The sequence below is a fragment of the Cystobacter fuscus genome (genome assembly GCF_044360685.1).
Lineage (GTDB): Bacteria > Myxococcota > Myxococcia > Myxococcales > Myxococcaceae > Cystobacter > Cystobacter fuscus_C.
Genome location: NZ_CP043491.1, coordinates 7,643,255 through 7,657,276, shown reverse-complemented (window position 1 = coordinate 7,657,276; position 14,022 = coordinate 7,643,255). Strand labels below are relative to the sequence as shown.

General features: G+C 67.9%; 9 protein-coding genes. 5 read left to right on the top strand and 4 right to left on the bottom strand.

Annotated features, from left to right (window positions below):
* The first annotated feature begins 25 nt into the window (after nucleotides 1–25).
* Complete coding sequence (locus F0U63_RS31315) at nucleotides 26–1,051, top strand: lipoate--protein ligase (RefSeq protein WP_395835461.1); 1,026 nt, start codon at nucleotides 26–28, stop codon at nucleotides 1,049–1,051.
* Between the two features lie 6 nt (nucleotides 1,052–1,057).
* Here F0U63_RS31315 and F0U63_RS31310 read toward each other — a convergent pair whose 3' ends face one another.
* Nucleotides 1,058–4,231, bottom strand: coding sequence for a protein kinase (locus F0U63_RS31310; RefSeq protein WP_395835459.1), 3,174 nt, complete (start codon nucleotides 4,229–4,231; stop codon nucleotides 1,058–1,060).
* Nucleotides 4,232–4,504: 273 nt separating this feature from the next.
* On the opposite strand from F0U63_RS31310, the gene F0U63_RS31305 reads away from it, so the two are divergent.
* The 3 genes from F0U63_RS31305 (at nucleotide 4,505) to F0U63_RS31295 (ending at nucleotide 7,089) form a co-directional block, all read left to right on the top strand.
* Nucleotides 4,505–4,891: a DUF3703 domain-containing protein gene (locus tag F0U63_RS31305; RefSeq protein ID WP_395835457.1), complete on the top strand. Its 387-nt coding sequence runs from the start codon at nucleotides 4,505–4,507 to the stop codon at nucleotides 4,889–4,891.
* Between the two features lie 224 nt (nucleotides 4,892–5,115).
* On the top strand, nucleotides 5,116–6,288 hold the full coding sequence (locus F0U63_RS31300) for a S8 family peptidase (protein WP_395835455.1): 1,173 nt from the start codon (nucleotides 5,116–5,118) through the stop codon (nucleotides 6,286–6,288).
* Between the two features lie 93 nt (nucleotides 6,289–6,381).
* On the top strand, nucleotides 6,382–7,089 hold the full coding sequence (locus tag F0U63_RS31295) for a 2OG-Fe(II) oxygenase (protein ID WP_395835453.1): 708 nt from the start codon (nucleotides 6,382–6,384) through the stop codon (nucleotides 7,087–7,089).
* Between the two features lie 107 nt (nucleotides 7,090–7,196).
* On the opposite strand, the gene F0U63_RS31290 is transcribed toward F0U63_RS31295, so the two are convergent.
* Both F0U63_RS31290 and F0U63_RS31285 read right to left on the bottom strand, forming a co-directional pair.
* The gene (locus F0U63_RS31290) at nucleotides 7,197–9,455 is read right to left on the bottom strand and encodes a di-heme oxidoredictase family protein (protein ID WP_395835451.1); all 2,259 of its coding nucleotides are present in this window, start codon (nucleotides 9,453–9,455) and stop codon (nucleotides 7,197–7,199) included.
* 330 nt (nucleotides 9,456–9,785) lie between these two features.
* Entirely contained in the window at nucleotides 9,786–11,951 is a 2,166-nt protein-coding gene (locus F0U63_RS31285; RefSeq protein ID WP_395848456.1) for a neutral/alkaline ceramidase, read from the bottom strand.
* A gap of 295 nt (nucleotides 11,952–12,246) precedes the next feature.
* Here F0U63_RS31285 and F0U63_RS31280 point away from each other — a divergent pair, with 295 nt between their 5' ends.
* Nucleotides 12,247–13,881, top strand: a complete 1,635-nt coding sequence (locus tag F0U63_RS31280) for a hypothetical protein (RefSeq protein WP_395835449.1) — start codon at nucleotides 12,247–12,249, stop codon at nucleotides 13,879–13,881.
* A gap of 32 nt (nucleotides 13,882–13,913) precedes the next feature.
* Here the strand turns inward: F0U63_RS31280 and F0U63_RS31275 are convergent, their stop codons facing one another.
* On the bottom strand, nucleotides 13,914–14,021 hold the full coding sequence (locus F0U63_RS31275) for a DUF5953 family protein (protein ID WP_395848455.1): 108 nt from the start codon (nucleotides 14,019–14,021) through the stop codon (nucleotides 13,914–13,916).
* Between the last annotated feature and the right edge of the window lies 1 nt (nucleotide 14,022).

Below are 14,022 nucleotides of genomic sequence, written 5' to 3'. Positions count from 1 at the left end.
GGGCGCGCGGTGTAGCCTCGCGTCCATGTCTCCAGCGCCTGTCCGCATCCTCCTGTCCCAGACGTTCAACCCCTGGTTCAACCTCGCCACGGAGGACTGGATCTTCCGTGAGATGGACACGCGCACGCGCACGCTCTTCCTCTGGCGCAACGCCAATACGGTCGTCATCGGCCGCAACCAGAACCCCTGGTCCGAGTGCAACCTGAAGCGCATGGAGGAGGATCAGGTCTTCCTGGCGCGGAGGACCAGTGGCGGCGGCGCGGTGTTCCACGATCTGGGCAACACGTGCTTCACCTTCCTGTCCTCCCGGGAGGGCTACGACAAGGCCACGAACGTGACCATCCTCCTGGAGGCGTTGAAGCGGCTCGGCGTGACGGCGGACTCCGCGGGGCGCAACGATCTGGTGATCCCCCTGCCGGACGGACCGCGGAAGATCAGCGGCAGCGCGTACCGGGAGACGCGCGAGCGGGCCTTCCACCACGGCACCTTCCTCATCTCCACGGACCTCACGCGCCTGTCCAACTACCTCACGCCCCACCCCAAGAAGCTCGAGTCCAAGGGCCACGCGTCCGTGCGCGCCCGGGTGATGAACATCACCGACCACCAGCCGGACGTCACCCACGAGGCCCTCGTGCAGGCGCTGATGTCCGCCTTCCAGGAGCACCACGGCGCCACGGCCGAGCCCGAGCTGTTGGACCAGGCCTTCCTGGAGCGCCAGCCCTCGCTCGCGGAGACGTTCGAGCGCTTCTCCTCCTGGGACTGGCGCTTTGGCAACGCCCCCCAGTTCAACCACCAGATGGCCGAGTACCTCTCCTGGGGGTTCTTCCATGTGCACCTGGACGCGGAGAACGGCCATGTCCGCCGCGCCCAGGTGTTCTCGGACTCGCTCCACTCCGAGCCGGTGCAGGAGCTCCAGGACGCGCTGGTGGGTACGCCCTACAGCCGGGCCGGGGTGGCGCGTGCCGTGGCCGGGGTCAAGGCCCGCCACCCGGCCCTGGAGCGGGAGCTGGGCGAGTTCGAGGCGTGGCTCATGGCCCAGGTGGAGGTGTGAGGGCCGTCAGCCGAGGGCCGCGCCCGCCTTGAGCGCCAGGACGCGGTAGCCGAGCCGGCCCGCTTCCGCCTCGAGGCTTCTCAGCTCCTCGGTGGCCCCGGTCTCTCCGCCCGCGAGCGCCAGCTCCGCCTGAAGCAGCCGCACCTCCAACCGCACGCCCAGCATCTTTCCCCGGGCCGCGTGGAGGCCGAGCACGTCGAGTTCCCGGGCCGCGGCCTGTCGTTCCTCGGGAGTCCCCGTGCGCAGCGCCACCCGCGCCTCGGTGAGCACCACCTCCGAGGTGACGAGCACGTGCTCGTTGTGCGCCGTCAGCTCCCGGGCCCGGGCGAGCGCCTCGCGGGCCCGCTGGGACTCGCCACCCGCCAGCAGGGCCTGGGCCCGCACCGCCTGGGCCCTGCCCTGCATGGGCAGATGCCGCTGCTCCGCGTAGAGCGCGCAGGCGCGCTCGGCCAGCGCCAGGGCCACCAGGGACCGCCGCGACTCCAGTTCCAGCCCCGCGAGCGCCAGCACCGTCTCGGCGATGAAGAGCCGCATGCCCTGGGCCTGGCGCAGCACCAGGGCCCGTTCCAACCACCGCCGGGCCAGGGTCAGCTCGCCCCGGTCCAGGTAGAGCAGGCCCAGCTCGTAGCTCGCCCAGGCCTCCATGAACTCGTCGCCGAAGACGATGTTCTGCACCTGCCTCGCCTGCTCGAGCAGACGCTGGGCTTCCTCCAGGTCACCGCGCCGCCGCAGCACCATTCCCAACTGCACGTCGTAGGCGGCCTCCTCGGCGCGCATCTCCAGGCGGCGGAACATCTCCTTCACCCGGCGCGTGTGCTTGAGCGCCACCTTCAAGTCCCCCAGGTTGCAGCTCAGCCACGCGGCATTGCCCAGGGCCTCGGCCTCGAGAACCTGATTCTGCAGCTCCCGGGCCACGCGCAGCGCGGTGGCGAAGGAGCTCCGGGCGTCGCGCATCCTCCCCAGGTCGATGAGCACGATGGAGCGCGCGATGATGCTCCGGGCCGCCCCGCCCCGGTCCCCCTTGGCGAGCGACAGCCGCACGGACTCCTCCAGGTGCGCGAGCGCCTGCACATGCTCGCCGAGGTTGCGCATGGCGAAGGCCTGGGCGAGCAGCGCGGAGGCGACGATGAGTTCCTGGCCAGCCCGGCGTGCCCGGGTCACCGCCCGCTCGGCGTGCCGCCGCGAGGCCTGGAAGTCACCCGCCTGGGCCGTGGCCGTCGCCGCCACCAGATCGATGCGCGCGTCCTCGCCCACCGGCAGCCGCTGCAACGCCTCGAGGGTGCTCAAGGCCTCGCGCGTCAGGCCCGCGGAGGCCTGTGCTCCGACGAGCGCCGTGCCGTACTCCACGTTGTCGGGGAAGAACTCGAAGAGCGTGCGGTAGGCCTCGATGGCGAGCGACCACTCGGCATGCATCTCGTGGTGGCGTGCCACCACCAGCAGCCGCTCCTCGCGCGGCAGGCCCTCGGACAGCTCGAAGGCCCGGCGCGCGGAGGCGCGGGCGCGCGTCTCGAGGAAGAAGTGCTTGAAGGCGGTGGCGAGCGCGGAGTGGCCGGGGGCGAAGTTCGGCTCCAGCGCCACCACCTGCTCGAGCCGCTCGACGGCCAGCGGGGCTTCATGGTTGCGCAGCGCGAGGAGCCCCTCGGCGTAGAGGCGCGCGGCGTCGGGATGGGTGGGCATGGCGCCGCGCACCCGGCGTACCTGCTCGTCCGTCAGGGGTCCGATTCCCAGCCGCTCGCGCAGCCGGGCCCCCAGTCCCAGGACGATGGACAGCAGCTCGCGCTCCATCCCGGTCTGGGTCAGCAGCACCGCCGTCTCCCCCGTGGCGGTCTCCTGCAGGCGCAGGTTGAGCCGGATCCCCGCGGAGTCCGCCGCCCCCAACACGAGGTAGGAGCCCGTGAGCACCAGCTCCACGCCCGAGTGGGCGCGGATGCGCTGGAGCGTGTCCGGGGCCAGGTTGTCCACCACGGGCAGGGAGAGTTCCCGGCACATCCGGTCCACGCTCTCTCCCGACAGCAGGCGCACCTGGCTGCCCGCGGTCAGCTCCGCCGACAGCATCTCCGCCAGGGCCGTGGAGAGCCACGCCGAGGAGGCCTGGCCAGAGAGGTTGCGTGGGGCGAGCACGGCCACCACGCGCCGCGCCGCCGCGTAACTCCCCGGCGAGGTCATCACCGGGACGGACTCGACGGAGGGGTGCTTCTCCGGGTGGAGGAGGGCCCGCGGGTGCTCGGGGGCACGGGAGGTGGTGCTGCCCCTCAGGGCCTCGATGAACTCACCCGCCGTGGTGAAGCGCTCCTCGGGCTGACGGGCCAGCCCGCGCAGCAGGGCGGCCTCCCAGGCGGCGGACAGCCCGGGAACGAGGTGGCGGGGCGAGGGCGGTGGCTCGAAGAGGCGCTTGACGGCGACGATCATGGGCGTGTTCCCCTGGAAGGGGAGCTGGCCCGTCGCCATCTCGAAGAGCACCACCCCGAAGGAGTAGAGATCGGAGGCGGGTGTCAGGCTCCGGCCTTCCACCTGTTCGGGGGACATGTAGCCGAGGGTCCCCATCACGGTGCCCTCCTGCGTCGCGATGTCGTCGTCGAGCCCCTCGCCGCACGCCAGGCCGAAGTCCGTCACCACCGCGCGCATGCCCGCGCAGGCCGTGGGCACCAGCATCACGTTGCTGCTCTTGAAGTCGCGGTGGATGACCTGCGCGGCATGCGCGGCATCGAGCGCCGCCGCCATCTGCTCGGCCAGGGGCAGCAGTTTCTCGGGAGCCAGCCGCCCGTGACGCGTCAGGAACTCCTTGAGGGTTTCACCTTCCAGGAACTCCATGGTGAGGAACGTGAACGCGGACGAGGCGGCCCCGGGCTCCGTTCCCAGGGGGTGCTCGCCCAGGTCGAACACCCTGCACACATTGGGGTGCGTCACGCGGCGTGCCAGACGCAGCTCGCGCTTGAAGCGCTTGAGCATCTGCGGAGCGGCAGCCCCGCCGGGGTGGATGATCTTGAGGGCCACCCGCTCGTGCAACGACAGGTCTTCCACCGCGTAGACCGCGCCCATGGCCCCCTCGTCCACGAAGCGGAGGATCCGGTAGCGGCCCGCGATCAGCTCGCCCTCGGTGAGCCGCCGCGAGGACAAGGCGGCGTGGCCGCTGGGAACCGTGCACGTGATGTCCTTGTCGCGAGGGCTCTCCCTGGGCACGGGTTCCTTTTCGGCACTGGGTGAGCGAAGACTCATGATGGACGTGCGACCCCGATGACGAACAGTTCCGCGCGCAGTGTAGCGGATGCGCTTTCACGGAAGGGGCGCGGATCACGACCCATTTCAAGGCTTCCCAGAAAAACAAGAGAGGTGTCCTGATCGAGAAGGTGTCAAACATCTCTCGGGAAGGTCTCGGGAAGGTCTCGGGAAGGTGGCGGGCGCGTGCCGCCCCTCCTTCGCGAGAAGGTAGCGTGGTCGCGGAGGAGGGAAGTCATGCCGATGGAGTCGACGCTGCGTGCCGCGTTCGAGGTCGAGTTGCGCCAGGCGGCCGAGGCGGAGCGGGAGGGGGGATTGCCGCGCGCCTGGCGTCACCTGGAGCGGGCCCACATCTTGAGCCAGGCGTATGCCGGGCCCCATGTCCGGGTGCATTGCCGCATGTTCGCCTTCGGGTGGCGGCGCGGAGACGTGCGCGAGCTGCTCGGACAGCTCGCGAGACTCCTGGTGGCCGGGCCTGGCTCGTGGCTCGGCCGGGCCCCTCTCGGCAACACGGGGGGCGCCAACGTGGGCATTTTCACCCCCATGCCGATTCCCGAGGACCTGCGAGTCCTTTTGGACACGGCCCGCTCTCCTGGTGAACGTAGACGGCCAGGCAGTCCGTGAGCCGTTACACGCCGATTGTCCTGGTGACATTCGGTTCTGGCGGGCGGCTCCGCCGGTAGCAGGCCTTTTTCCAGCCCGGCTCGATCTTCACGTTTCCCCTGCTGGGGCAGGAGAACTTGAGTCGCCTAGTTGCAACAGAGTTGCTTTTGCTATAGGGTTTCACTCGCTTCATTCGTGAAGCGAATCCCCCTCCCCATACATCAGTGGTCACAAAGGAAAACTCCATGCGCGCAATGCGTAATGTGCTGTTCCTTGGCTCTGTGCTGTCCCTGGCGGCTTGCGGTGGTAATGAGCTGGACATGGTGGCCGGGCCCGAGGAGCTCGGTCAAAGCGTGGCACCGTTGCATCAGGCCGTCCCGGGCATGCGCATCGATGGTGACTACATCGTGAAGCTGAAGGATGGGGCGGAGGCTCGCTCCGTGGCGGCCATCCTGGGCGTCTCGCCGAACCTCGTGTACACGCAGGCCGTCAATGGCTTCTCGGTGACGCTGAACGAGACGCAGCTGCGCGCCCTGCGCCGCAATCCCAACATCGAGTATGTCGAGGAGGACCAGTTCGTCACGTCGACCGCCACCCAGACGGGCGCCACCTGGGGCATTGATCGCATCGACCAGACCTCCAGCACGCTCAACAGCACCTATACGTACACCAGCACGGGCGCCGGCGTGCACGCGTACATCATCGACACGGGCATCCTGACGAGCCACTCGAACTTCGGTGGCCGCGCCACCGCGGTGTATGACGCGCTCGGTGGCAACGGCCAGGACTGCAACGGTCACGGCACGCACGTGGCTGGCACGGTGGGCAGCTCCACCTACGGCGTCGCCAAGGGTGTCTCCCTGCACGGCGTGCGCGTTCTGGACTGCAATGGCTCCGGCTCCAACTCGGGCGTCATCGCCGGCATCGACTACGTACGCACCAAGCACGTCAAGCCGGCCGTGGCCAACATGAGCCTGGGCGGTGGCTACTCCGCCACCATCAACACGGCGGTGACCAACCTGGCCAACGCTGGCGTGTTCGTCGCCGTGGCCGCGGGCAATGACAACGCCGATGCCTGCAACTACTCGCCCGCCAGCGCCCCGATCGTCACCACCGTGGCCGCCACCACCAAGACCACCGCCCGCGCCTCGTACTCCAACTACGGCAGCTGCGTGGACATCTACGCCCCGGGCTCCAGCATCACCTCGACCTGGTCCAACGGCAGCACCAACACCATCAGCGGCACCTCCATGGCCTCTCCGCACGTGGCCGGCGTGGCCGCGCTCTACAAGGCCACCTACGGTGATGCCTCCCAGGCCACCATCGACGCGTGGCTGAAGAGCAACGCCACCAGCAACGCCGTCACCAGCAACATCTCCGGCACGCCCAACAAGCTGCTCAACAAGGGCTCGCTGTAGGATTCCGCGGACGCACGGATGAGCCCACCGGGGGCCGTGGTCTCACGCCACGGTCCCCGGTGTGCATTGCGGGTAGACTGGGAGGCCACCGCCATGACCGATTTCATCGAAGTCCACGACGACGTCCTTCCTCCTGGGCTCTGCCAGGACATCATCCAGCGCTTCGAGCGGAGTCCGCACAAGCACCGAGGCCAGACGGGGGGCGGCGTCGACCTGAGCAAGAAGGACAGCCATGATCTCCTGCTCAATGCCCACCCCGAATACCAGGAGCTGCTCCGTCTCCTCCTGGAGCGTGCCTTCCCTCCGCTCCGAAGCTACCTGACCCAATACCTGTACGCCCTGGTCGGCGCCGTCTCGCTGTCGATGAAGCATCCCCAGACGGGTCAGTTGATGACGATCACCCGGGAGAACTTCTCCCAGCTCCAGGGCCCCGTCCTGGATCAACTCATCGGCACGGTCTATCGCTACGGCAACCTCCAGGTGCAGAAGTACCTCCAGGGCTCCGGCGGCTATCCGCACTGGCACTCGGAGATCTTCCCCAAGGACGCGAGCTGCGAGCCCCTGCACCGCGTCCTCGCGTTCCAGTTCTACCTGAACGACGTGAGCGACGGCGGCGAGACCGAGTTCTTCTACCAGGAGAAGAAGGTCCAATCCAAAGCCGGCCGGATGCTCATCTTCCCCGCAGGATTCACCCACACCCACCGGGGCAATGTCCCGCGGTCGGGTGACAAATACATCATCACCTCCTGGGTGTTGTTCCACCGCGCCGAGACGCTGTACGGCGGCAGGCCCCCAGCGTAGGGCTCGCGCGCTCCCACGAGGCCAGCAGGGAGCACGCGGGATGAGTCCCGCCGAGGGCACACCAGCCCCCAGCGGCTTGAATCAACACTCCGTACCGCGAGCCTGGCTCAGAGTGACTCGAGGAACGCCAGCACCGCGGTCCGATCGGCCTTGCTCAGCGCCTCGAACCTGGTGCGGCTGTTGGCCGCCTCGCCCCCGTGCCAGGCGATGGCCTCCATCAGCGTGCGAGCACGCCCATCATGCAGGTAGCGCACGTTCTGCGCGCCGCCCTGGACGTACTTGAGCGAGCCAATCCCCCAGAGCGGGGCGGTGCGCCACATGCCCGGCGCGGCCTGTCCTTCGGTCAGCGTATCGGCCAGCTCCGGCCCCAGGTCGTGGAGCATCAGGTTGGTGTAGGGATGAATGGTCTGGTTGCGCAGCTCGGCGAACGGATGGTTCGCGCCGGTCTTCAGCTGGGGGGTGTGGCAGGTCCCACACTGCGCCTGGGCGAACAGGGTGGCGCCACGGCTGATCTGAGCGGGGTCCACGTCATGCTCGGGCGCGACGCGCATCCCGTCGGGGTAGCCGCTGCGCAGGCTGCGCTGGGCCGGGACCCCGAGCAGCGAGAGGTAGGAGGAGATCCGCTCGAGCTCCGTCTCGGAGATGGAAGTCGCCGCGGTCGACGCGTTGCAATTGGCCACGCCCTTCTGGCAGTCGAGCGTCTTGTAGACGGGGGAGGTGACTCCCAGGTCCTTGAGGAGCGCGGCGCCCGACTGATGACGCAGGCTGGCCTTGCCCGCCTTCCAACCAAACCGGCCGAGGTGCTGCTTGCCGGTCTCCGGGTTGATGGCCCAGTTCGGCACACCCTTCACACCATCGCCGTTCGCATCCGTGGGGTCGGCCAGGGCCAGGAGCGTCGCCTCGTCCACGGCCTCGAGCAGGCCCAGGCCGACGACCTGGGGCGCCTGCCGGACGGAGTACTGCGCGGGCACGGGCCCCTTGAAGGCGTAGACGGGCTTCTGCAGTTCCACGGTCTCGCCATCCGGCAGGGTGCGCACGGTCTTCACATACGACTGCACGGAGACGGAGTAGTCGGGCGCGCCCACGGCCTTGGCCCGCTGCTGCACGTTGACGCCGTAGGTGGGATCCGGAGTGTTCCCCGCGGTGGTGCTCGCCGCGGCGGTTTCGATGGTCATGGTGTCCAGCGTGCCGCCCAGGGGGGTAACCGCGCTGCGCCCGTTGAGCGTGTGGCACCCGATGCACCGGATGTTGTTGTAGCGAGGCCCCAGCTGATTGGCGTGCTGGGTGAACGCGGGGTTGATGTCCGGGCTCTCGGAGTGCTTGCCGTCGACGAACGAGGTGTGGAACAGCCGCCGTCCCTCGACGAAGCGCCTGGTGTTGGCGATGCCGATGTTGCTGGCCATCTGCTGGAACACCCGATGCGGCTCCTCGGAGTAGTTGTAGGAGACGCTGGCCTCGCCACCCAGCAGGGCGCTGTCGGGCACGGGGACGGAGTCGAGGATGGGGGCAACGCCGTACCACGCGCGCATGCCCACGCCCACCTGGTACAGGTTCTCGAAGGAATAGTAACGGCTGCCTCCGCCATCGATGATGGCCTTGTTGTCGGCCGTATGGGGGAGGAACGGCGCGGGGGCCAGCTCGATCACGTCACCCACCTTGAACGGGGTGCCCGGCTTGGGGGCGCGCCAGTTGTCGGTGATGACGACCATGCAGTCTTCGCGCGCGGAGGTCGCGTGGCAGATGTTCTTGTTTCCCTCCTTGGGGTTCTGGAAGCCGACGTTCATCTTCCAGCCGTAATCCCGGATGTCGGGGTCATCGCGGCGGAACGCACTGAGGCCCGTGTTGATGAAGGTCCCGTCGTTCACGCGCAGGGAGATCTCGATGCGCGAACGCCCGGCGGGGACCTGGTCACGGATCATGAGACCAAAGGTCCGGTTCTGGAAATACCACGTCGGGAAGGTGAAGTAGTTGCCCGGGCCGACATCCGGCTCGAACCAGGGCTCGCCCCGCTCTCGGGCATGGCGGTTGGTCGGACGGAAGCCCGCGAGGGTGACGAGGGTTCCATCGGCCTCGGTGTACTGGATCTGCTCGAACACCGGCGTGCCGGCGGCGTAGAGCGGGACATAGTCCGTCGCTCCCAGCCCGGGAATGGGCACGGGCACGGGAGTGGGCTCCGGCACGGCCTCGACCGCCGACGGGGCCGCGGACGCGGGGGTCGGCTGCGGCGAGGCGTCGCTGGTCCTCGAGTCAGCGCCGCCGCACGCGGAGAGCGACAGCATGGCCGCGAACAACGCGGGCAGGGCGGCGGCCGGAGGTGGCCGCGCGAGATTTCTCTCCCGCCCAGCGGATGAGGCCCGGGTCTTCATTTCATTTTCTCCTCAAATGGAATGCATCGGCGCTGCTGATTTCTTTTAACGATCAGCAAGCCAGGAAAACAAGAACTTCTTGTGAATGAAGTCATGGCATGTCTGTCATGGGATGGTTGAACTGTCTTTCTCGAAAAATGAGAGGGATGTAGGGGATTGGCGCAGCGGGCCGGGAAAAGCCGCTGACGGTGCTGACGGAGGCATCCGGGATGACAAGAAGAGTCTTGGCATCGGGCCGGTAGCCAGCCGCCTCCAACAGGGATGCAGCCGAGGAGGGCCGCTGAGAGTGGTGCGGCACGTCCTCGGCTGGAATCCCCAGTCCAGAGTCGTTTACAGCACCGTGAATGGCGCTGAAACCCCTTCATAGGGACTGATCTGCCCGGTCCATCCAGACTTCCAATGGCCCTTGTGGCGGATGCGGTATGTGCCGGCCTCGGCGTTCTTCGTGTCCCAGGTGATCGTGATCTTGGAGTAGGAGATGCCGCTGCGTTCCCACCGGTAGGTCGTTGCCGGATCCCAATCCCACGCGATCGCGACCCATGCGCTGTTCACCTGTTTTTCGATCGCCAGGAACGAGCCCTGCGTCTGGAGATTGTTGTTCGGATGCCCGCCCCAGTACTGCACGGTCACCAGGCTGCCTCTCGCATAGCTCGCGGCCGGCTGGGTGATCACGCTCCCGAAGTCCTTGTCGAGCGGCTTGTCGTCCAGCACCACCTTCGGGGTCAGATCGACCGTCTGGCCCGTCACGTCCTCGGGCGTGGGGCCCGCCGGGACGTCGGCACCGCTGACGATGGCCTTGCTGAGCTTGACATATTCCTGCTGGAAGGCGGCCAGCTCGTTCGGGCCGAACTGCGTGCAGGCGCCCTCATACCACTGCAGGGCGTACTCCTCCCGGGTGGCCAGATAGGACGCGTACGAGTTGGAGAGCCCGGCGATGACCGCCGTGTCGACGCCGACGCTCGCGAGCTCCGTCTTCACCGTGTCCTCCAGGCGGCGGCCCGCCATGGTGGTCACCTCGGTGGGGACGGCGACGATGGCCAGGTTGCCGATCTTCAAGACCTGGAGGGGCATGATCTGCGGGGTCATGGTCGGACCATTGATGTTGAGGCCCGCCACACCGGTCGGGATCAGCACCGGTTTTTCCGCATGGCACTGCTTGTACGCCGCGTTGCTGGTCGCCGGCCACGCGAAGGCGAAGACACCACCCAGGAGGTTGAAGAGCGCTGCCTTGCCGGCGCCCTCACTCCACTGCACGCTGTCCACCGTGGTTCCGTTCGGGAAGAGCGGCGAGGGGCTCGGATTGTCATACGGGCTGCCGGCCGAGAAGGAAGCCCCCATGCCGGCCGCGCAGGTCGTGGTTCCCGCGGAAGCGACATAGAGCGTCCTCATGTCCACCCACTCGTGGCGGAAATCCACCGAGCCGGTCAGCTCCTTCGTCGCGCCGTCGTAGAGCTCCTTCGCCTTGTTGTATTGCTTGAGGGTGGCGTTCTCCAGGCTCTTGTTCTTCTCGAAGGTCAAATCAGGGGGCGCCTGGCCGAACCCGATGTTCGGCGTCACGTCGCCGGCGTTGGCCTGTGCGAACGCGGCCACGAACGTCTTGGACGCCAGGTAATCCGTCCCCTTGTCCTTCTCGAAGAGGTACGACGCCCAGCCCTTGTTGTCGCCGCTGATCAACTTGTTCTCGGGACCGATGCTGTCCGGGTGCACCGCGTACCAGTTCACCATGCCGAGCTCCTCGCCATCGAGGCCGACGAGCTTCAGGAGCGTCATGGTCTTGTCCGTGATGCCGTCATACCGGGCCCGCTCCGCCGCGGGGTTGTTGTTGTAGGCTTCCACCGCGCGGTTGCCACCGACGCCCTCGATCGTTCCTTCGTTGACGAGGATCCTGCCGGGCTTCACGTTGTTGTGGGCGCGCAGGATGGACTGGTAGATGCCGTCCACGATGGCGTCGAAATTCTGTTTCACGAACCCGTTGACGGTCGCGTCATACAGGAAATACCCCGAGTAACCCCCGGGGCCGCTGTGGGTATGCGTCGCCGACAGGAGGACGTTCTTCGTGTTGTAATACTGCGCGAGTTCGGTATTGGCCGCGATCTTCTCGCTCACTTTCAGTTTCACGCTCTGGAAGAGCTGGCCCAGATCGGCGCTGACGAAGACGACCCGCTTGCTACCGTCGCCGATGACGAACGCCCGTGACCTCAGCCGCATGTGGATGCCGGCAGTCTTCTGTTCCGAGACGGCGAAGCCCATCATCGTGATCTCTCCGGCCGGGCCGGTGATGTCATAGATGCCGCTTCCGATGAGAAAGACGTTGCCACCGGCCTGGGCGGTCACGCCACTCACGCCTTGATCGTTCCGGTGATGCACTGTCTCTTCCGATGACGAGCCGTTGTTCCGGGCTCCGTCCGAGCACCCGGGGGTACAGACGATGCATCCCCAAAGCAGCAAGGGCAGCAAGGAAAGAATCCGATGAATTCTGGCTGTGATTGTGCGCATGAACACCCTCCCATCTGTTCCTGGAAAACAAGCAAAAGCATCAAACAATGTACCAACCGTGTGGTTTTAGCAAATACATATGATTTGACATCATGCCCAATGCTGAACAATCCGTGCTTGACCTGAGCGCGTTGGGCTTGGAGCAGCGCACCCGGCCCGGGTCCATCCACTTCCGGCTGTCGTTCCAGACAGAGAGGGCGCGAGCCGCTCGGCCCAGCCCCTTGCCCGGAAGGCGCGGGTGAAGGTAGGAAGCCACCCTCTCTGGCCGGAGAGCAGTCGTGAGAGGGGGTTCTTCATGCAAGCCAGGGTTCTCCACCCGAGTCTTCGCGCGGCCTCACGCGCCGTGCTGCTCGTAGGAGCCATCGTCCTTTGCGCCTGTCCCTCGGGGGGTGGCTCGCGGCCCGAGCCCTCCGACGCGGGCACAGCGCCCACTCCCCGGTTCACCCTCGAGCTGGAAGCGGCTCCGGTGACGGTGGCCCAGGGTGCGCGCGTCACGACGACGGTGCGTCTCTCGCGTCTGGACGGCTTCCAGGAGGCCGTGTCGCTCGAGCTGAGGGACGCTCCTACGGGGCTCTCGGCGCCGCCGCTCACGGTGGGCGAGGGAGAGAGCCAGGCCGAGTGGAGCCTGGAGGCCGCGCCCGATGCCCCCGTGGGAGGCCCTCATGCGCCGCGGGTGCACGCCGTGGGCGGGGGCCTCGAGCAGCAAGGCGTGCTGACGGTCCATATCACCCGGCCTCCGCCGGGCTCGCTCGACCCCAGTTTTGGGCGGGGAGGGCGGGTGGTGCTGGAGGCCTCGCTCGGCTCGCTCCGCGGAGGACGCTCGCTGCCCGGGGAAGCCGGCACGTGGATCATCGCGGCACAGGTCATCGCCAAGGACGGCTACTCCTTTGGCTCCTGGCTCGACCGCTTCCTGGTGGATGGGCGCCGGGATCCGGCGTTCCGGTCGTCCGGGGTCCTCTTCCAGGACTTCCTGGAGACAACGCTCTCGCTCGTGCGGGACGGAGACGGCGCGCTGCTGTGCGCCTCCGAGGGGTCGCTCTCCCGCTACCTGCGCGACGGCGGGGTGGACGTGGACTTCGGCTCGGGCGGCTTCGTGCGCATCAACGAGCTCGACCACCGGCTCTTGCGCCCCCGTGCGCTCGCGGTGCTGCCCGAGGGACGGTTGCTGCTGGGCGGCGGGGTGGCGGACTGCGACCGTGGCTCCGCGCGGTGCCTGGTGGGGTGTAACGGCTGCATGCCCTTCGGACTGGCACGGCTGACCCCCCAGGGCGCGCTGGACACCTCCTTTGGCGGCGGAGGCTTCGTGGCCACGGCGCTGGGTCAGGACGCCGAGGTGCGTGCCCTGCGGCTCCAGGAGGATGGAAGGATCGTCGCGGCGGGTGTGGCGAGGACAGGCGAGCGGCGTCTGCTCTTCGTCGCGCGCTTCCTCGCGGGCGGCACGCTGGACCCGGATTTCCATGGGACGGGCGTGCACGCGCTGGACTGGAGCCCGACCGGGCGGGAGTGGGTGGACGTGCGCGTCCAGTCCGGTGGGCAGCCCGTCGTCGTCGCCGGGCATGAGGGGGACTTCCGGCTGGTGCGCTTCACCTTCGCCGGGGAGCTGGACGCCACCTTCGGCGGAGGAGGCATCGTCACGACCGACTTCCTGGGCGGGGTGGACGAGCCCTCCGTGTTGGTGCCGCTGGCCGGAGACCGACTGCTGGTGGGGGGCACCCGCTGGGCGGACGGGGGCGGCTCCCGAAGCGCCGTGCTCGCCCGCTACCAGCCGGACGGGACGCTGGACACGACGTTTGGCTCCGGCGGGCGCTCGGTGGTGGGCCCTGGCGGGGTCTGGGATCTGCACCTGTTTCCGGACGGCCACCTCTCCGTCCTGCTGCGCGAGGGCTCCGGGTTCGAGGAGTCCCTCGTGCTCGGCCGCCTCCTGCCGTGAGCATGCTCGCGCCGGACACTTTCTCGGAGACCTCAAGGGGTGGAGCGCCCGCCAATCTCCGGGAAGCGCTCGTAGGCCCGTTTGAGCGGGTCCAAGTGCGCGGGGTTGTCCAGGTCGAGCCGCGTGCCCGTGAGCCCGATG